The sequence below is a fragment of the Microbacterium sp. JZ70 genome, from assembly GCF_053903225.1.
On sequence record NZ_CP096405.1, the window covers coordinates 2,442,700 to 2,460,876 of the forward strand.

The following is an 18,177-nucleotide window of genomic DNA, read 5'->3' on the forward strand; positions in this document are numbered from 1 at the left end:
ATGGCGAAGGAATCCCTCTTCGCGCGTCTCCCCGTCGTCCGCTCGTACCGGCAGTCGGTGGGTCTCCAGCGGGGCATGCTCACCGCGGGCCTCGCGATCTGCGCGGTGTTCCTCCTCACGGCGATCCTCGCGCCGGTGCTCGCCCCGTACGGCTTCTCGCAGCTGTCGGATGCCGACGGCACTTTCGGCGCGCGACAGGCGCCGAGCGCGGAGCACGTCCTCGGAACGACCGCCGGCGGCTTCGATGTGCTGTCCCGCGTCATCTGGGGCACGCAGACCGCGCTGTTCGCGATCGTCGTCTCGGTCGCGATGTCGATCTTCATCGGCATCCTGCTCGGCGTGGTCTCCGGCTATCTCGGCGGCTGGCTCGACCGCGTGCTCGTCGTGATCTGCGACGCGATCTACGCGTTCCCCACGCTCCTGCTCGCGATCGTCGCGGCGATCGTCATCTCGGGCGGTCAGTCGAGCCTCGTCGGCGGCGTCTTCGCCGCCGCCATCTCGATCACGGTCGTGTTCATCCCGCAGTACTTCCGCGTCGTCCGAGCGGAGACCGTGCGCATCAAGTCGGAGGCGTTCGTCGAGTCGGCGAAGGTCATCGGCGCGTCGCCGTGGCGGATCATGATGCGCCACGTGCTGCGCAACGCGACCCGCACGCTGCCGCTCATCTTCACGCTCAACGCGTCGGAGGCCATCCTCACGCTCGCGGGGCTGGGCTTCCTCGGGTTCGGCATCGAGCCGACAGCGGCGGCCGAGTGGGGCTACGACCTCAACCGCTCGATCGAGGACGTCACGAGCGGCGTGTGGTGGACGTCGATCTTCCCCGGCGTCGCCATCGTGCTCGTGGTGCTCGGCATCACGCTCGTCGGCGAGAGCCTCAACGACCTCGCCGACCCGCGACTGCGCACGCGCCGTGCGGTCGCGAAGAGGGCCGCCGTGGCGGCCGAAGGAGGAGTGAGCGCATGACGCAGGAGCAGTCCGCGGTCCGCATCCAGGGTCTCGACGTCACGTTCGCGACCGATGGCGGCGACGTCCACGCGGTGCACGGCATCGACCTCGACGTCCGCTCCGGCGAGGTGCTCGCCGTCGTCGGCGAGTCGGGCAGCGGCAAAACCGTCACGGCGCGCGCGATCCTCGGGCTCCTGCCCGAGACCGCGCGCGTCGACGGCGCCGTCGTGCTGTCGGGGCAGGATGTCGTGGCGCTGTCGCCCGATCGCCTGCGCGCGGTGCGCGGCACCGAGGCGGCGATGATCTTCCAGGAGCCGATGACCGCGCTCAATCCCGTCTTCACGGTGGGATGGCAGATCGCCGAGGGCATCAGGGCCCACGAGCGCATCGGGAAGAAGGAGGCGCGCGAGCGAGCCGTCGAGATCCTGCGCAAGGTCGGCATCCCCGACCCCGAGCGCCGCGTCGACGACTACCCTCACCAGTTCTCGGGCGGGCAGAAGCAGCGCATCGTGATCGCGCAGGCCCTCGTCCTGGGCCCGAAGGTGATCATCGCCGACGAGCCGACGACGGCTCTCGACGTGACCGTGCAGGCCGAGATCCTCGACCTCCTGCGCCGGGCCCGCGACGAGTTCGGCACCGCGATCGTCCTCATCACCCACAACATGGGGGTCGTGGCCGATCTCGCCGACCGGGTCGCCGTCATGTACCGCGGCGACATCGTCGAGACCGCGCGCGCGGTCGACCTGTTCGCCCGACCTCAGCACGCGTACACGCAGCGCCTGCTCGCGGCCGTGCCGCGGCTCGCCATCGCCGATCGCCCGTACACGGGCGACGCCGACGCCGAGCCCGTCGTCCGCGCCGAGGGACTCGAGATCGAGTACCCCGGCCGCTTCGGGGCGCGCGGCTTCCGCGCGGTCGACGGCGTGAGCTTCGACATCCGCCCGGGCGAGGTGCTCGGGCTCGTCGGGGAGTCGGGATCGGGCAAGACGACGATCGGCCGGGCGATGGCCGCGCTCGCTCCCGTCACGGGCGGCTCGCTGCGCGTGCTCGGGGCGGAGCTCAACGGTATCCGCGAACGGGACTTCCGGGCGCGTCGGAGGGAGATCGGCTTCGTCTTCCAGGACCCGGCGTCGAGCTTCAACCCGCTGCTCACGATCGGCGCCTGCGTCGCCGAGCCGCTGCGCGTGCACGGCGTCGGGCAGAGCGAGGCCGACGACCGCGTCGCCGAGCTGCTCGAGGCGGTGCACCTGCCACCCGAGGTCGCACGGCGGTTCCCGCACGAGCTCTCTGGCGGCCAGCGGCAGCGCGCGAGCCTCGCGCGGGCGCTCGTGCTCGAGCCCAAGCTCGTGATCGCCGACGAGCCGACGAGCGCGCTCGACGTCTCGGTCCAGGCGCGCGTGCTCGAGCTCTTCACGGAGCTGCAGGAGCGATTCGGCTTCGCTGCCCTGTTCATCACGCACGACCTCGCCGTGGTCGACCTGCTCGCGCATCGCGTCGTCGTGCTCCACAGGGGCCGCATCGCCGAGCAGGGCCGCACCGCCGACGTGCTGGGCGCGCCGCAGGATCCGTACACGCGCCGGCTCATCGCGTCGCTGCCCGTGCCCGACCCCGTGCTGCAGGCGCAGCGGCGCGCGGAGTGGGAGCGCGTCGCGGCAGCGGGCTGACCGCTCCCGGTCGCCGGGCTCCGGCTCGGCGACCGGGACTCAGCCGCCGATCGCGTTCATCCCGCGTGCGGGCTGCAGGAACGACGGATCGTCGATCGCGTGGCCGGGCAGCTTGCGGATGATGCAGCCGCGCAGCATCGCGTCGAGGTGCTGCTCCTCGACGCCCGGCGCGTGCCCCGCGCGCAGGATCGGCAGCAGGTCGAACTCGGTCGTCGAGAAGAGGCAGTTGCGCAGCTGGCCGTCGGCCGTGAGCCGAAGCCGGTCGCAGGTGCCGCAGAACGGCGCCGTGACCGAGGCGATGACGCCGACCGAGTGCGGCCCGCCGTCGAGCAGCCAGGTCTCCGCCGGTGCGCCCCCGCGCCCGGGCACGGGCGTGAGCTCCCATCGCGCGGACAGCGCGTCGAGGATCTCCTCGCGCGTGACCATCCGCTCGCGCGACCACGTGTGGCCCGCGTCGAGCGGCATCTGCTCGATGAACCGCATCTGCGCGCCGTGGCCGACCGCGAACGCGACGAGGTCGACGAGCTCGTCGACGTTGACGTCGCGCATCGCGACGGCGTTCAGCTTGAGCGGACGCAGCGGCGACGCCGCGGCCGCCGCGATCCCCTCGAGCACGTCGCCGAGGCGATCCCGGCGCGTGAGCTCCCGGAACCGCTCGCGGTCGAGCGTGTCGATCGAGATGTTCAGGCGGCTCAGCCCCGCCGCGACGAGACCGGGCAGGAACTCCGGGAGGCGGATGCCGTTCGTCGTCATCGCGATCTGCACGGGGCCGTCCGGGCCTTCGAGCCGTGCGAGCCGCCGCACGACCTCGACGATGTCGGAACGCAGCAGGGGCTCCCCGCCCGTAAGGCGGAACGTGGTGATGCCCGCGGCCGCGGCCACCGCCGCCACGCGCTCGATCTCGTCGAGGGAGAGGATGCTCGTGCGCGCGAGCCACTCGTTTCCCTGTTCGGGCATGCAGTACGTGCAGCGCAGCGAGCAGCGGTCGGTCAGCGAGATGCGCAGGTCCCGGTGGACACGGCCGTGCGTGTCGACGAGAGGTGGTGAGCTGCGCATCCGTCCAGCGTAGGCCCGCTGCGGCGCGCGGGGGCGCGCCGCCGCCGTCAGGCCGGCCGCACGCGGACGTCGGACGGGTCGACCGAGAGCCAGATCGGGTCGTCGCGCTGCAGGCGCAGCTCCGCGAGGCGGGCGGATGTCAGGTCGACCGCGATCTCGGGAGCGCTCGTGCGCACGCGGCCGCCCGCGGGCAGGGGCTCGATCCGCGCGACGCGCGAGAGCCAGCGGCCGGGCGACGCCGGGCTGTCCCCCGCCACGCGCACCGCGCCGGTCCAGGTGCGCTCTGCCGTGTGCTCGACGCGGACCGACCGCATCGGGAAGATCGCCGCGGCCGGAGCGCCCTCGGCGACATGCGTGCGGTGGGACGACGCGAGACGCGGCCCGGGGGCGGATTCGCGCGGCGTCCAGTGGCCGTCCGCGAACACGCCCTCGAGCCGGTTGAGTCCCGCGATCTCCGCGACGTAGGCGGTCGCGGGCGCCGCGAGCACGGCGGGGATCCGGTCCGACTGCGTCACGCGCCCCCGCTCGAGGACGACCATCCGCTGCGCGAGCGCGACGGCGTCGACGAGTTCGCGCGTGACGACGAGCGCGGTCGTCAGGGTCGCCGCGAGCTGCTCGCGGAGCATCTGGCGCACGTCGTCCGCCTCGCGTGCGTCGAGCCGAGCGAGCGGGTCGTCGAGGAGGAGCACCCGCGGTGCCGCCGCGAGGGCGCGCGCCACCGCGACCCGCACCCGGCCGCCGGCCGAGAGCTCGCGCGGGTGATGGTCGCCTGCTCCGGGGAGCCCGACGTGCCACAGCCACTCGTCCGCCTCCTGGCGAGCGAGACCGCGCGGGACCCCCCGATGCCGCAGCCCGTCGGCGACGATGTCCCGGAGGCGGAGGTGCTCGGGCAGGTCCGGCGCGCCGGCGACGAGCGCGATGCCCCGCCGCGCGGGGCGGAGGTGCCGACGGCGGTCGATCCGGATGCCCGCATCGAGCTCGATCGACCCGTCGGACAGGCGGATGGTCCCGGCGAGCGCGGCGAGGAGCGTCGAGGCGCCCGAGCCGCGGGGTCCCATCACCGCGACGACCTCGCCGTGGTGCAGCTCGATCCGCGCGTTGAGCGCGAGCGCGCGGCTCCGGTCGACGCGCACATCCGCGCGGAGCACGGGCGGGCTCAGCCGCAGAGCGCCGGTGTCGACCGGCACGGTGTGCGCGCCCCTGCGCATCCGGACCGATTCCCCCATGAGCCCCCTCCCCCCTTCCGATCCTGCCTCGGCGATGCCCGGAAGGGAATGGATCGCCCGAGAAACGCGGGCGACGCGGACGCCGTACCCTGATCCCATGCCGTTCCCGCCGCTCGTCGAGCCCGTCCCCGCGCTGAGCGCCGCCGAGCAGCGGCGCACGGCCCGCCACCGCTCGCTCGCTGCGCTCGGCGATGACGGGCAGCGCCGGCTCGCTGCGGGGCACGTCGCGATCGTCGGCGCGGGCGGGCTCGGCTCCCCGGCCGTGCTCTCCCTCGCCGCCGCCGGTGTCGGGACGCTCACGGTGATCGACGACGACGACGTGGAGCTGACCAACCTGCAGCGGCAGGTCATCCACCGCCTCTCCGACGTCGGGGCGCCGAAGGTCGACAGCGCCGTGCGCGTCGCGGGCGAGATCGCACCGGAGGTGCGGGTGCGGGCCGTCCGGGAGCGCCTCACGGACGACAGCGCGGCGCGCCTCCTCGAGGGCGCCGACGTCGTGCTCGACGGCTCCGACCTCTTCTCGACGCGCTCGGCCGTCGCGGCGGCCTGCGCGACATCGGGCACGCCGCTCGTCTGGGGCACCGTCCAGGAGACCGACGCGCAGCTCACGGTCTTCTGGTCGCGCCCTCCCGCGGGCGTCGCGCCCGTCGTGCTCGACGACCTCTACCCGGCTGATCGCGTCGGCGAGCCGCCCACGTGCACCGCCGTGGGCGTGCTCGGGCCCCTCTGCCTGCAGCTCGGAGCCCTCATGGCGACGCAGGCGATCGCGCTCCTCGCGGGCGTCGGCGACCCGCTCGTCGGCCGCCTGCTGCTCATCGACGCGCTCGGCACGCGCTTCCGCGAGATCCCGCTGCGCGGCGCGGCGCAGTCGCGCGAGGGCGGGGCGACCAGCCGACCGCGCACGGTGACCGCGTCCGGCTCTCCCGCGCACCCGATCGAGATCGTGCCGGTCGACGCCGCGGCTGCCGAGCTCGCGGGCCCCGCCGCCCCGATCGTGATCGACGTGCGCGAGGCCGAGGAGCTCGAGGCGGGCATCGTGCCCGGCTCGCGTCACATCCCCCTCGCCGATCTGCTCGACGCGCCCGAGCGCGTCGCCCGCGAGGTCGGCGACCGCCCCGTGCTCATCGTGTGCCAGATCGGGGGCCGAGCGCGGAGGGCGGCGACGGCCCTCGCCCCCTTCACGCGAGCGAGGGTGCTCGATGGCGGCTACGCGGCATGGCGCGAGAGGGAGGACGCGCGGTGAGCGGCCGCCTGCGCACCGTGGAGGAGCATCTCGCGGCCGTCCTCGCGGAGGTCCGCGCCCTCGACCCGGTCGAGGTCCCGCTCGCCGCAGCGGGCGGGCGCGTGCTCGCCGAGGCGCTGCGGGCGCGCGTCGACATCCCGGTGTTCGACAACTCCGCGATGGACGGCTTCGCGGTCCGCTTCGACGACGTCGCCGACGCGAGCCCGGAGCGCGCCGTCACCCTGCGCGTCGTCGCCGATCTGCCCGCCGGCGACCCTGCCGACCCGGCGCTCGGCGCAGGGGAGGCCATCCGCATCATGACCGGGGCGCCCGTGCCGACGGCTGCCGACGCGATCGTGCCGTTCGAGGACACGCGCGACGGCCTCGCTGCGTCGCTCGGCGAGATCGCGGTGCTCCGGGCGCCGCGCCGCCGCGGCGCTCACATCCGGAGACGGGGCGAGGACCTCCGCGCGGGCGACGAGGTGCTCCCGGCCGGGACCGTGCTCACTGCCCATGCCCTCGGCGCCGCGGCCGCCGCCGGCATCGGCGGTGCGGTGCGGGTGCACCGCCGCCCTCGACTCGTGGTCCTCTCCACCGGCAGTGAGCTCGTGCCGGCGGGCGAGCCCCTGGCCCGCGGCCAGATCCCCGAGTCCAACTCGACCCTGCTCGCGGGGCTCGCCGCCGCGGCAGGGGCCGAGATCGCGCGCGTGGCCGTGTCGTCCGACGATGAGCAGGCGTTCGCCGAGCTCCTGCACGCGGCACACGACGCGGATGCGGTGATCACCTCCGGTGGGGTCAGCGCGGGCGCGTACGAGGTCGTGAAGAACGCGCTCGCGGGGCGGGTCGCCTTCGTCAAGGTCGCGATGCAGCCCGGCAAGCCGCAGGCCTTCGGCCGGCTCGCCGACGGCCCGCTGCTGTTCGGGCTCCCGGGCAATCCCGTGAGCGCCGCGGTGTCGTTCGAGGTGTTCGTGCGCCCCGCGCTGCGCGCGATGCAGGGCATCCGGGACACCGCTCGCCCCGTCCTCCGGCTGCCCGCCGCGGTCGGATGGCGCACGCCCGCCGGGCGACGCCAGTACCTGCCGGCGATCGTGGACACATCGGACCCCGCGCGCTGGTCGGTGCGCCCGGCCGCACCGGGCGGATCGGGCTCTCATCTCGCGGGGAGCCTCGCCGCCGCGACGGCGTACGCGGTCGTGCCCGCGGAGGTCGACGCTGTCGCGGCGGGCGACCCCGTGGATGTCATGCTGTTGTCATGACCTTCACGCACCTGGATGCCGCGGGCCACGCCCGCATGGTCGACGTCACGGCCAAGCAGCCCACGGTCCGCTCGGCGACAGCGCGCGGCTTCGTGCGCTGTGCACGCGCGACGGCCGACGCCCTGCGCGACGGCGCCGTGCCGAAGGGCGACGTCCTAGCTGTCGCGCGCATCGCGGGGATTCAGGGAGCCAAGCGCTGCGCCGAGCTCCTGCCGCTCGCGCACGTGATCGGCGTGCACGGTGCACGCGTCGACCTCGCCGTGGAGGACGAGGGCGTCGCGATCGAGGCGGAGGTCCGCACCGCCGACCGGACGGGCGTCGAGATGGAGGCCCTCACGGCCGTGACGGTGGCGGCGCTCGCTGTCGTCGACATGATCAAGGGCATCGATCGATCCGCGGCGATCGAGAGCGCGCGCATCGTCGCGAAGTCCGGCGGGCGCTCCGGCGACTGGATCCGCGACGGCGAGGCGCCGGCATGACGCGTGTGCGCTACTTCGCCGCCGCCGAGGAGGCCGCGGGCGTCGCCGAGGAGGAGCGCACGGAGGCGACGCTCGACGCGCTCCGCGCGGCGCTCGTCGCCGACCACCCGGCCCTCGGGTCCGTGCTGCCGCGCTGCGCCGTCCTCGTCGACGGCGAGCGCCGCGACGACGACGCTCCGCTCGCGGGCGCCGTGCACGTGGACGTGCTGCCGCCGTTCGCGGGCGGGTGAGCCTCAGCCCCCGATGCCCTTCCAGGCGGCCGTGCCGTCGGCCTCGACCTGGCGCTTCCACACGGGGAGCTCGCGCTTGATGTCCTCGATGAGCTGACGGCACGCCGCGAACGCCTCGGCTCGGTGCGCCGACGCGGCCGCGATGACCACCGCCGCGTCGCCCACGCCCAGGCGCCCGACGCGGTGGCTCACGGCGACCGTCGCGCCGTGGTCCGCGGCGGCCCGCTCGGCGAGCGATGCGAGCACGCGCTCGGCGTCCGGATGCGCGGTGTACTCGAGCGCCACGACCGCTCCCCCGGCGTCCGGGTCGTGGTCGCGCACACGGCCGACGAACGACGTCTCCGCGCCTGCGCGCGGATCGTCGACGGCCGCGAGGTGCGCGGCGACGTCGAGCGGCTCGGCGCTGATGCGCGCGATCGCGACCCGACCGGCGCCGGTCACGCGTGGTCTCCGCCGTCGAGCTGCGACACGACGTGCCCGGCGACCGAGAGCACGACCGGCATCCCGCTGTCCACGGCTCGCGGCGCACCGGGCAGGTTCACGACGAGCGCCGCCCCGGCGATGCCCGCGAGGCCGCGGGTCAGCATGCCGGCCGGCTTCTCCTGCGCGCCGCGACGGCGCAGCTCCTCGGCGATCCCGGGCACCTCCCGATCGAGCACCGCGCGCGTGCCCTCGGGCGTCCGATCGCGCGGCCCGACGCCCGTGCCGCCCGTCGTCACGACGAGGCGCGCGCCGTCTGCGACCGCCTGCCGCAGGGCCGCCGAGACGGAGGCCTCGCCATCCGGGACGACCCGCGCGGGCTCGCAACGCCATCCCGCGGCACGCAGGGCGTCGACGGCCCGCGGGCCCGCGGCGTCCTCGCGCTCCCCCGCCGCCGAGCGGTCGCTCACGGTCACGACGACCGCGAGCGGCGGCGTCTTCTCGTCCGACATCACAGCGACCAGCCTAGGGCGCGATGCGGCGCGATACGCTCGTGGCCATGTCGTCCGCGCACGCGCAGCTCCCGGCGTCGACGGCGCGCGCGCAGCTCGAGGCGCTCGCGGCCGACCCGGCTTTCGAAGGCCCGTGGGCGCGCGAGCGGGCGCAGCTCATGGCGGGCGCCACTCGGCCCGCGGCCGTGCTCGTGCTGTTCGGCGTCCTCGACGCGCTCCCCGCATCCGCCGGGCACGATCGCTGCGCGGTCTCGAGCGACCTCGACGTGCTGCTGCTCGCGCGCGCGACCACGCTGCGCTCCCATGCAGGGCAGATCGCCTTCCCGGGCGGCCGCGTGGAGCCCGGTGACCGCGACATCGTCGCGGCCGCTCTGCGGGAGGCGCGCGAGGAGACGGGGCTCGACCCCGCCGGCGTCGACGTTCTCGGCGCGCTCCGCGAGATCCCCGTGCCGGTCTCGGGCCACCTCGTGACCCCCGTGCTCGCCTGGTGGCGGCGCCCCTCGCCGGTTCGCGCGGTCGACGCGGCCGAGTCGTCGTCCGTGTTCCGCGCTCCGGTCGCGGATCTCCTCGCCCCTGAGAACCGCCGCACCTCCCTCACCCGCCGCGGCGGGCGCGAGTGGCGCGGCCCCGCGTTCGTGCTCGCGGATCCGCGCACGGGCGAGGAGCGCATCGTGTGGGGCTTCACGGCGGGTGTGCTCGACGCGATGTTCGATCGGCTCGGCTGGACCGAGCCGTGGGACGAGGGCCGGATCATCGACGTGCCGGTGTGACCCCGCGATCGGGGAGGATGGAGCGGTGACCCTCGGACTCCTCCTCGACGTCGACGGCCCGCTCGCGAGCACCGTCACCCGCACCCTGCGCGTGCCATCGATCGCGCCCGACCTCGTCGCCCTCGCGCATGCGGGTGCGCCCGTGGTGTTCAACACCGGGCGCTCGCACGCCTTCCTCGTGGAGCGGGTCATCCCGGCGCTCGCGGATGCGGGGCTCCGCGCCGACGCCCCGGTCTGGGGCGTCGGAGAGAAGGGCGCGACGTGGTTCGCGCTCGACGCGTCGGCCGAGACGCCGCGCGCCGGGCAGGTGCACGCCGACGAGGCGCTGCGGCCGCCGCAGGAGCTGCTCGACGCCATCCGCGCGCTCGCCGAGCGCGAGCGCGACCTCATGTTCTGGGACGACACCAAGCGGACGATGATCTCCATCGAGCAGAACGTCGACACGCCCAACGCGGACTACCTCGCGGCGCAGCCCGCGTTCGTCGCGGCCTGCCAGGCCGTGATCGACGAGCTGGGGCTCGCCGCCGACTTCCACATCGTCCCGACGATCATCTCGGTCGACATCGAGCATGTGACGGCGGGCAAGGCCCTCGGCGCCGAGCGCGCGCTCGGCCTCATCGAGGAGCGGATGGTCGCGCCGCGCCGCTGGTTCACGGCGGGAGACTCCCCGAGCGACTACGACATGGCCGCCTGGCTGCACGCGCGGGGCGACGAGGTCGTGCACCTCGACGTGCGCCCTGCGGGCGGCGTCCCCGCCGTCGGGTTCGAGGTCATCCGCGACATCCCGACCGCGGAGCGCGCCGAGGACGACCTGACCGCCGCGCACCTCACGCGCCTGCGCGGCGACCTCGGCGCCTGACGGCCCCTCTGCTCCCCGCGCGACGTAGCCTGGTGACGCGGAGGTGATGGCGATGGCAGCACGCGAGCGCGAGCAGCCCGACGACCCGCGGCTCGCGGCCGCCCAGTACCGGATCGACCGCATCCGCGAGGAGCTCGGCGAGCCGGCGGATGAGGACGAGCGCCGCAGCACGGCGGGCTCCACGACCCCGGCCGATCGGCATGTCTACGTCGAGATGGTCATCCAGCAGGCGATGCGCCGCGGCGAGTTCGACGACCTGCCGGGAGCGGGCCGCCCGATCGAGGGACTCGGGACGTCGCACGACCCGGACTGGTGGATCCGCCGCAAGATCGAGCGCGAGGGGCTCACCGGGATCGGCCCGCCCGCTCTCCAGCTGCGCACCGAGCATGCGGCATTGCACGAGACCCTCGACGGCTTCTCGCGCGAGGCCGACGTGCGCGCGCATCTCGACGACTTCAACCGCCGCGTCAGGCTCGCCCGCATGCAGCTGCTCGGCGGGCCTCCCGTCGTCACGCCCATGGTCGACATCGACGCCGAGGTCGCGGCGTGGGCGGAGCGCCGCGACGAGCGTCGGCGCGCCGCCGCGCGTCCGGCAGCACCCGAGGAGCCCCCGCGCCGGGGCTTCCTCCGCCGTCGCCGCACCTGACTCCTCCTCCGGTCTCGTAGCATCGTCCCGATGACCGATGCACCTTCCGGCGGCCCCACGGCCGGCGCACACGACCCCCGCACCGCCCGGCGCGTGCCCGAGGCGCTCGACGCGTACCAGCAGCGCGAGCGGAACCCGGAGTACCGCGTCGACGTCGAGCGGATCCGCTTCTCGCCCTACTACTCGCGGCTGTCGGCCGTGACGCAGGTCATCGCACAGGCCGGCGCCGGCCTCGCGGTGCACAACCGGCTGACGCACTCGGTCAAGGTGGCCGCCGTCGCCCGCGGCATCGCCGTGCAGCTCGCGAACGGCGAGCATGCCGCGCTCGTCGATCGGCTCGGCGGATGCGACCCGGTCGTGGTGCAGGCCGCCGCTGCGGCCCACGACCTCGGCCATCCGCCCTTCGGGCACCTCGGCGAGCAGACCCTCGACCGGCTCGCGAAGGACCGCTTCGGCCTCCGCGAGGGCTTCGAGGGCAACGCCCAGACGTTCCGCATCATCACGCGCCTCGACGAGTACGACCGGGCGGGCGCGGGGCTCAATCTCACGGCGGCCGTGCGCGCGGCCGTGCTGAAGTACCCGTGGCTGCGGGGCGAGGGCGACGACTGGTTCGGCCGCGACGAGGCTCCGCGCGGGATCACGCCCGCGAGCCCCGGCACGGGCGCGTACAAGTTCTCGGCCTTCGCGCTCGACGTGCACGAGATGCACGAGGCCCGCGCGGCGTACCCCGAGATCGCACCCCTCCAGCAGACCGTCGAGTGCTCGGTCATGGACATCGCCGACGACATCGCCTACTCGCTCCACGACCTCGACGACTTCTACCGTGCCGGTCTGCTCAACCAGTCCACGATCTCGGCCGAGTTCCGGGCATGGCGCCGTGAGCGCGCCGAGCTGCACGCCGCCGAGCAGGGCGATCTCGTGCTCTCCCAGCGTGCTCCGGGCCGCGCCCTCGAGCTCCTGTGGCGCCGTCTCGCCGCGAAGGATCCGTGGATCGCCGACGAGGACGCGTTCGCGGATGCGGTCGCGCGCGTGAACGACGAGGTCATCGACGGCCTGCTCGCGGTCCCCTTCGACGGCTCGATGCTGACCGAGCGCACGCTCTCGCAGTTCACGGCCGCGTGGATCGCGCGCCTGCAGCACTCGATCGCGGTCACCGCGACCCCGCCCATCCGCTCGGGTCACGTGAGCCTCGACCGCACGGCGTGGCATGAGGTCGCTGTGCTGAAGTTCCTGCACCAGCGGTTCATCCTCGAGCGGCCCGATCTCGCGCTGTACCAGCGCGGACAGGCGAGCGTGCTCGAGCGGCTCGTCGACGGCTTCGCCGCGTGGCTCGACGATCCGCGCGACGTGCGCCGGGCGCCGCGCCGTCTGCTCGATCTCGTCGATCTCGCAGCGGAGGACTACGCGCGGGTGCGCCGCGAGGCGCCGGAGCTCGCCGACGCGTCGGATGGCGCCGAGCTCCGGCGGCGCGCCACCGGACGCGGGATCGTCGACTACGTCGCGTCGCTCACCGACGCCCAGGCCATGCACATCGACGCGCTCATCAACGGCTCCCCCGAGCGCCTGTGGGACGCCGGCCAGGGGCTCTGAGCACCCGCAGCGCGGCGTCCGCGCCCGCGGCGATCGCGACGCCGGCCGCATACCAGGCGAGGTCTGCGGCCGAGAACACCGTGCCGAGCACGAGCAGGAGGGGCGGGAAGGCCGCGCCCCAGCGCGCGGGGAGCCCGGTCAGCTGCAGCAGTTCGACGGCCGTGCACCAGGCGAGAGCCGCTGCCGCGACGACGAGCAGGCGCGCCCGCGGAGCCGCGAACGCCGCGAGCAGGTACACGAGCACCGCGTAGAGCGCGTCGCCCGCCGCGTCGGACGCCGCGGTCTCGGGCAGAGCCGTGTGCACGAGGAGCCCCGCCGCGACCGTGAGCGCCCCCGCGACGGCGAGCGCGACGCGCCTCACCGCGCCGCGAGGGCCTCGTCGATGGGCGTCCCTCCGTTGCCGAACGGGATGGAGCGCCCCGCCGTCGCGTCATCGCTCAGCACGGCCGCGGCGACCGCCGCGACGTCGCCTCGCGTCACGCGCCCCGTGCCCGGCTCCGCCGTCTCGATGAGACCGGTCGGCTCGTCGAGCGTGAGGGGCCCAGGCTGGAGGATCGTGTACGCGAGCCCGCTCGCGCGCAGATGCTCGTCGGCGGCGGCCTTCGACTCCGCATACGCGAAGAACGGCTCGTCGCGCGGAACGCCGTGATCGGGTCGTGAGCCGAGATACGACACCATGACGTAGCGGTCGACGCCCGCCGCACGTGCGGCGTCCATCGAGCGGATGGCCGCGTCGCGGTCCACGGCGTAGGTCCGGGCCGGATTCCCGCCGCCGGCTCCCGCCGACCACACGATCGCGTCGTGGCCGCGCACGAGCTGCGCGAGCGCATCGACGTCGAGCGTCTCGACGTCGGCCACGCGGGGCTCCGCGCCGGTCGCTGCGACCTCGTCGGCGTGCGCGGGATTGCGGATCACGCTCGTCACCTCGTCTCCGCGGCCCGCGAGGAGCGGCGCCAGCAGGAGCGCGACCTTGCCGTGCCCTCCGAAGATCAGGATGCGGGCCATGGGATCCCCTTCCGTTCGCGTCCTCCCACCCTACGGTCGCGCGGGGCCGCAGGCGCGGAGACGCCGAGAGCCCGTGCCGGTCGGCACGGGCTCTCGCGAAGCGGCGGCTCAGGCGCCGCAGAGCTCGGTGAGCTCGGACTGCGCCTCGGTGAGCGCGGTCGACGCGGCCGTCATGTCCTCGCTCACCTTGGTCATCGCCTCGGTGTCGGTGATGTCGAGCTCGCCCATGCCCTCGATCTGCGTCGTGAGGTCGCCGAAGGCGCCCGCGAACTTCTCGTAGACCGGGGCGACCTCCTCGTTGGTGACCTTCTCGCCGATCGCGGCGACCTCGTCGTTGATGGCCGAGACCTGCTCGCTGAGCGCCTCGGTGTCGCCGCTCGTCATCGCGGTGGAGAGCTCGCTCATGCTCGAGTTCATGTCCGAGGTGCCCGAGGTGATGAGCTCGCACGCGTCGGCGACCGACTGCCCGCCGGCGCCGCAGGCGGCCAGGCCGGGAAGGAGGGCGAGCGCGGCGGCTGCGGCGAGGACGGTCTTGGTGGTGCGGCGGATGGCCATGAGTGCTCCTGTCGTCGTGTGCGGCGAGCCGCGCAGACGACACCACGCCGAGCACGATGCCGGCGACCCCCGCGATCGACCCTATCGGACGCGGTCGGCGCCGCGGGAGTCGCCCGGACGCCCGGGCGTGGGGACAACTCCCCCGTCGAGATCGACGCGCTCCGCCCCTGCGTAGACGTTCATCGTGTCGCCTCGGAGGAACCCGACGAGCCCGATGCCCCGGCTCGCGGCGAGCTCGACCGCGAGCGACGACGGCGCCGACACGGCCGCGAGCAGGGGGACGCCGGCCATCGCGGCCTTCTGCACGAGCTCGAAGCTCGCGCGCCCCGACACCATGAGCACGGTGCCGCGCAGCGGCAGCATCCCCCGCGCGAGCGCCCATCCGACGACCTTGTCGACCGCGTTGTGGCGCCCGACGTCCTCGCGCACGACGAGGGGCTCGCCGCCCTCGGCGGGGAACAGCGCCGCCGCGTGCAGGCCGCCTGTCCGGTCGAAGAGCGCCTGCGCGGATCGGAGGCGGTCGGGCAGGGTCGCGAGAACCGGTGCCGCGACGCGCGTCGGGTCCGAGCGGATGTCGAACGCCGACACGGTCTCGACGGCCTCGATCGAGGCCTTGCCGCACACGCCGCACGAGCTCGTCGTGTAGAAGCCGCGTGCGACGGGAGGACGGATCCCGGGCGCGAGGGCGACATCGAGCACGTTGTAGGTGTTCTCGGTGCCGCCGGTCCCTGGCCCTCCGCAGTGGATGGCCGCGCGCACGTCGTCCGGCGCATGCACGACCCCCTCCGAGACGAGGAAGCCGGAGGTGAGCTCGACATCATGGCCCGGGGTCCGCATCGTGACGGCGACCGGCTCGCCCGCGACGCGGATCTCGAGGGGCTCCTCGACGGCGAGCGCGTCGGGTCGTCGCGCGGCCGACGCGCCGTCGTCCCCGAGACGGACGCGGACGACCGGGCGGTGCGCCGTGAGGCGGCCCATGCTCAGCGCGCCTCGAGCCGCACGACGACGGCCTTCGACGTGGGGGTCCCGCTCGTGTCGGCGACCGAGTCGAGCGGCACGAGGACGTTCGTCTCGGGGTAGTACGCGGCCGCATTGCCGCGCGGCGTGTCGTAGGCGACGAGTCGGAACGCCTCGGCGCGACGCTCCTCGCGGCCGAGCGGGCCATCCCACTCCGAGACGAGATCGACGATGTCTCCCTCCGCGAACCCGAGCGCGCGGATGTCGTCGGCGTGCGCGAAGACGACGCGACGCCCGCCGCGGATGCCGCGATAGCGGTCGTCGTGGCCGTAGACCGTGGTGTTGTACTGATCGTGCGAGCGGAGGGTCTGCAGCAGCAGCCGCCCCTCCGGGATGCGCGGGTGCTCGAGCGCATTCGCCGTGAACACCGCCCGCCCCGTCGGGGTGTCGAAGCGGCGCGCGTCGCGCGGCCCGTTCGGCAGCAGGAAGGTGCGGCCCTTCTCGATGCGGCGCTCGTAGTCGTCGAACCCGGGCACGACGCGCGCGATGTGCGCGCGCACGCGCGCGTAGTCGTCCTCGAGCGCGCGCCAGTCGGCACGAGGCGCGTTCGGCCGGTCCGCGAACACGCGCTCCGCGAGGCGCGCGATGATCGCGACCTCGCTGAGCAGGTCGCCGCTCGGCGGGGCCAGGCGTCCGCGCGAGGCGTGCACGGCGCCCATCGAGTCCTCGACGGTCACGCGCTGCTCGCCGCGCCCGCGGCGGTCGCGGTCGGTGCGGCCGAGCGTCGGCAGGATGACTGCCCGGCGGCCGTGCACGACGTGCGACCGGTTGAGCTTGGTGGACACGTGCACGGTGAGGTCGACGCGCGACATCGCCGCCTCGACGACGGCGGTGTCGGGCGTCGCCGAGACGAAGTTGCCGCCCATCCCGAGGAACACCCGCACGCGTCCGTCCCGCATCGCGCGGATCGCCGCCACCGTGTCGTGCCCGTGCGCGCGCGGGGCGCGGAACCCGAACTCAGCGTCGAGCGCCGCGAGGAACGTCTCGGACGGCTTCTCGTAGATGCCCATCGTCCGGTCGCCCTGCACGTTCGAGTGGCCGCGCACGGGGCAGACGCCCGCTCCGGGACGCCCGATGTCGCCGCGCAGGAGCAGCACGTTGACGACGTCGCGCAGCGTCGCGACGGAGTGCTTGTGCTGCGTGAGGCCCATCGCCCAGCAGACGATCGTGCCGCGCGAGCGCCGCACGCGCTCCGCCGTCGCCCGGATCGTCCGCTCGTCGAGCCCCGTCGCCTCCTCGATCTGCGGCCAGCCGACCTCCGCGACCGCCGCGGCGTACGCGTCGAAGCCCGTGGTGAAGCCCTCGATGAAGGCCCGGTCGAGGACGCCGCCTTCCTCCGCCTCGCACTCGAGCAGGTGCTTGCCGATGCCCTGGAACAGCGCCTGGTCGCCGCCGAGCCGGATCTGCAGGAACTCGTCGGCGATGCGCGTGCCGCCGAGCACGAGCCCGTGCGGGGTCTGCGGATTGCGGAACCGGATGAGCCCGGCCTCGGGCAGCGGGTTGACGGCGATGATCGTCGCGCCGCGCCGCTTCGCCTTCTCGAGTGCCGACAGCATCCGGGGGTGGTTCGTGCCGGGGTTCTGCCCCGCCACGATGAGCAGGTCGGCCTCGTGGATGTCCTCGATCGAGACGGTCCCCTTGCCGATGCCGATGGTCTCCGTGAGCGCCGACCCACTGGACTCGTGGCACATGTTCGAGCAGTCGGGGAGGTTGTTCGTGCCGAGCCCCCGCACGAGCAGCTGATAGAGGAAGGCCGCCTCGTTCGATGTGCGCCCCGAGGTGTAGAAGACCGCCTCGTCCGGGTCGTCCAGGCTCGTCAGCGCGCCCGCGACGAGATCGAGGGCCTCGTCCCACCCCGCCTCCCGGTAGTGCGTCGCGCCCTCGTCGAGCACCATCGGGGTCGTCAGGCGGCCCTGCTGGCCGAGCCACCAGTCATCGTGGCCGCGGAGCGCGTCGACGGAGTGCGCGGCGAAGAACGACGGCTCGACGCGGCGCAGCGTCGCCTCCTCGGCCACCGCCTTCGCGCCGTTCTCGCAGAACTCCGCGACATGGCGCCTGTCCTCCTCGGGCCATGCGCAGCCGGGGCAGTCGAAGCCGTCCTTCTGATTCACGCGCAGGAGCGTCCGCGCGCTCCGGACGACGCCCATCTGCTCGAGCGACGTCTTCATCGCGTGGTACACGCCCGGCACGCCGACCGCGGAGGTCTCCCGCTCCCCGACGACCAGCCGCGTCTCGTCGATGTCCGCCCGGGGTGCCCTCTTCGCCATTCCGCCATGCTACGGCGGGTTTCCCTGCGTTACACGGCGGCGTGACGGGCGCGGCGAGGGACCGTACCGTGGTCGAAACGCCCGACCGCACCCGTCGACAGGAGCATCCCGTGACCAGCCCCCTCCGCGTCTCCGCCGAGCACACCGTCGTGTGCCTGCACGAGGCCGGCGCCCTCTGCGCCGAGGTCGGACCGGGTCACGACATGCACCTCATCCAGCGACGCATCGTCGCCGCGACCCCGAGCCGCTGGATCGACGCGATCGCGGGCGCCGTGGACGCCGACGGATGGCTCGAGCTGCGCGATCTCGAGGGGCGCGCGCTCACGCGCGTGTGGCACCACGCGCCGCTGGCGTCGATCGTGGCACCCGGCGAGCCCGTCGCCCTGCACGCCGGCTACCACGTGCTCTCGGCAGCGGGCACGTGGCTGAACGTGCGCGACGAGCGCGGCTGAGCCGCG

20 protein-coding genes are annotated in these 18,177 nt (G+C 74.4%); 11 read left to right on the forward strand and 9 right to left on the reverse strand.

Annotated elements, in window-relative coordinates; all coding sequences use genetic code 11:
* Positions 1–963 (forward strand): ABC transporter permease, encoded by a 963-nt coding sequence (locus tag M1D46_RS11230; protein WP_456285569.1) that lies wholly within the window; start codon positions 1–3, stop codon positions 961–963.
* Positions 960–2,609 (forward strand): ABC transporter ATP-binding protein, encoded by a 1,650-nt coding sequence (locus tag M1D46_RS11235; protein ID WP_324014759.1) that lies wholly within the window; start codon positions 960–962, stop codon positions 2,607–2,609. The genes M1D46_RS11230 and M1D46_RS11235 overlap by 4 nt, the downstream gene beginning before the upstream one ends.
* A gap of 39 nt (positions 2,610–2,648) precedes the next feature.
* On the opposite strand, the gene moaA is transcribed toward M1D46_RS11235, so the two are convergent.
* Together moaA and M1D46_RS11245 are read right to left on the reverse strand one after the other, a co-directional pair.
* The gene (gene moaA, locus M1D46_RS11240) at positions 2,649–3,665 is read right to left on the reverse strand and encodes a GTP 3',8-cyclase MoaA (RefSeq protein WP_282977804.1); all 1,017 of its coding nucleotides are present in this window, start codon (positions 3,663–3,665) and stop codon (positions 2,649–2,651) included.
* 47 nt (positions 3,666–3,712) lie between these two features.
* Positions 3,713–4,891 carry an ATP-binding cassette domain-containing protein gene (locus M1D46_RS11245; protein WP_456285570.1) on the reverse strand — a complete coding sequence of 393 codons (1,179 nt, stop codon included), beginning with the start codon at positions 4,889–4,891 and terminating at the stop codon, positions 3,713–3,715.
* A 97-nt stretch (positions 4,892–4,988) separates the two neighbouring features.
* On the opposite strand from M1D46_RS11245, the gene M1D46_RS11250 reads away from it, so the two are divergent.
* Genes M1D46_RS11250 through M1D46_RS11265 form a run of 4 tightly spaced genes read left to right on the forward strand, consistent with a single transcriptional unit; the run spans position 4,989 to position 8,078 of the window.
* The gene (locus tag M1D46_RS11250) at positions 4,989–6,134 is read left to right on the forward strand and encodes a ThiF family adenylyltransferase (protein WP_456285571.1); all 1,146 of its coding nucleotides are present in this window, start codon (positions 4,989–4,991) and stop codon (positions 6,132–6,134) included.
* Entirely contained in the window at positions 6,131–7,369 is a 1,239-nt protein-coding gene (locus M1D46_RS11255; protein WP_456285572.1) for a molybdopterin molybdotransferase MoeA, read from the forward strand. Before M1D46_RS11250 ends, M1D46_RS11255 begins: the two co-directional genes overlap by 4 nt.
* Positions 7,366–7,848, forward strand: a complete 483-nt coding sequence (gene moaC, locus M1D46_RS11260) for a cyclic pyranopterin monophosphate synthase MoaC (protein ID WP_271171938.1) — start codon at positions 7,366–7,368, stop codon at positions 7,846–7,848. Before M1D46_RS11255 ends, moaC begins: the two co-directional genes overlap by 4 nt.
* A complete protein-coding gene (locus M1D46_RS11265; RefSeq protein ID WP_282977811.1) occupies positions 7,845–8,078 on the forward strand; it encodes a MoaD/ThiS family protein in 234 nt (77 codons plus the stop codon). Before moaC ends, M1D46_RS11265 begins: the two co-directional genes overlap by 4 nt.
* Positions 8,079–8,081: 3 nt before the next feature.
* Here the strand turns inward: M1D46_RS11265 and M1D46_RS11270 are convergent, their stop codons facing one another.
* Both M1D46_RS11270 and M1D46_RS11275 read right to left on the reverse strand, forming a co-directional pair.
* Positions 8,082–8,519 carry a molybdenum cofactor biosynthesis protein MoaE gene (locus tag M1D46_RS11270; protein WP_324014752.1) on the reverse strand — a complete coding sequence of 146 codons (438 nt, stop codon included), beginning with the start codon at positions 8,517–8,519 and terminating at the stop codon, positions 8,082–8,084.
* A complete protein-coding gene (locus M1D46_RS11275) occupies positions 8,516–9,010 on the reverse strand; it encodes a MogA/MoaB family molybdenum cofactor biosynthesis protein (protein WP_271171941.1) in 495 nt (164 codons plus the stop codon). The genes M1D46_RS11270 and M1D46_RS11275 overlap by 4 nt, the downstream gene beginning before the upstream one ends.
* A 47-nt stretch (positions 9,011–9,057) precedes the next feature.
* Here M1D46_RS11275 and M1D46_RS11280 point away from each other — a divergent pair, with 47 nt between their 5' ends.
* The 4 genes from M1D46_RS11280 to M1D46_RS11295 are packed head-to-tail and all read left to right on the forward strand — an operon-like array spanning position 9,058 to position 12,875.
* The gene (locus tag M1D46_RS11280; RefSeq protein ID WP_456285573.1) at positions 9,058–9,780 is read left to right on the forward strand and encodes an NUDIX hydrolase; all 723 of its coding nucleotides are present in this window, start codon (positions 9,058–9,060) and stop codon (positions 9,778–9,780) included.
* Between the two features lie 25 nt (positions 9,781–9,805).
* A complete protein-coding gene (locus M1D46_RS11285) occupies positions 9,806–10,639 on the forward strand; it encodes a hypothetical protein (RefSeq protein WP_456285574.1) in 834 nt (277 codons plus the stop codon).
* 52 nt (positions 10,640–10,691) lie between these two features.
* Positions 10,692–11,285, forward strand: coding sequence for a DnaJ family domain-containing protein (locus M1D46_RS11290; protein WP_456285575.1), 594 nt, complete (start codon positions 10,692–10,694; stop codon positions 11,283–11,285).
* Positions 11,286–11,315: 30 nt separating this feature from the next.
* Positions 11,316–12,875, forward strand: coding sequence for a deoxyguanosinetriphosphate triphosphohydrolase family protein (locus M1D46_RS11295; RefSeq protein WP_271171945.1), 1,560 nt, complete (start codon positions 11,316–11,318; stop codon positions 12,873–12,875).
* Here M1D46_RS11295 and M1D46_RS11300 read toward each other — a convergent pair.
* The 5 genes from M1D46_RS11300 to M1D46_RS11320 all read right to left on the reverse strand — a co-directional run bounded on the left by M1D46_RS11300 (position 12,829) and on the right by M1D46_RS11320 (position 17,719).
* On the reverse strand, positions 12,829–13,236 hold the full coding sequence (locus tag M1D46_RS11300; protein WP_456285576.1) for a ribosomal maturation YjgA family protein: 408 nt from the start codon (positions 13,234–13,236) through the stop codon (positions 12,829–12,831). The genes M1D46_RS11295 and M1D46_RS11300 overlap by 47 nt on opposite strands.
* Positions 13,233–13,880 (reverse strand): SDR family oxidoreductase, encoded by a 648-nt coding sequence (locus tag M1D46_RS11305; protein WP_456285577.1) that lies wholly within the window; start codon positions 13,878–13,880, stop codon positions 13,233–13,235. Before M1D46_RS11305 ends, M1D46_RS11300 begins: the two co-directional genes overlap by 4 nt.
* Before the next feature lie 108 nt (positions 13,881–13,988).
* Positions 13,989–14,435, reverse strand: a complete 447-nt coding sequence (locus M1D46_RS11310) for a hypothetical protein (protein WP_456285578.1) — start codon at positions 14,433–14,435, stop codon at positions 13,989–13,991.
* 81 nt (positions 14,436–14,516) lie between these two features.
* A complete protein-coding gene (gene fdhD, locus M1D46_RS11315; RefSeq protein ID WP_456285579.1) occupies positions 14,517–15,413 on the reverse strand; it encodes a formate dehydrogenase accessory sulfurtransferase FdhD in 897 nt (298 codons plus the stop codon).
* A 2-nt stretch (positions 15,414–15,415) separates the two neighbouring features.
* The gene (locus M1D46_RS11320) at positions 15,416–17,719 is read right to left on the reverse strand and encodes an FdhF/YdeP family oxidoreductase (protein ID WP_456285580.1); all 2,304 of its coding nucleotides are present in this window, start codon (positions 17,717–17,719) and stop codon (positions 15,416–15,418) included.
* A 110-nt stretch (positions 17,720–17,829) separates the two neighbouring features.
* On the opposite strand from M1D46_RS11320, the gene M1D46_RS11325 reads away from it, so the two are divergent.
* On the forward strand, positions 17,830–18,171 hold the full coding sequence (locus tag M1D46_RS11325) for a hypothetical protein (protein WP_456285581.1): 342 nt from the start codon (positions 17,830–17,832) through the stop codon (positions 18,169–18,171).
* The last annotated feature ends 6 nt before the right edge of the window (positions 18,172–18,177 follow it).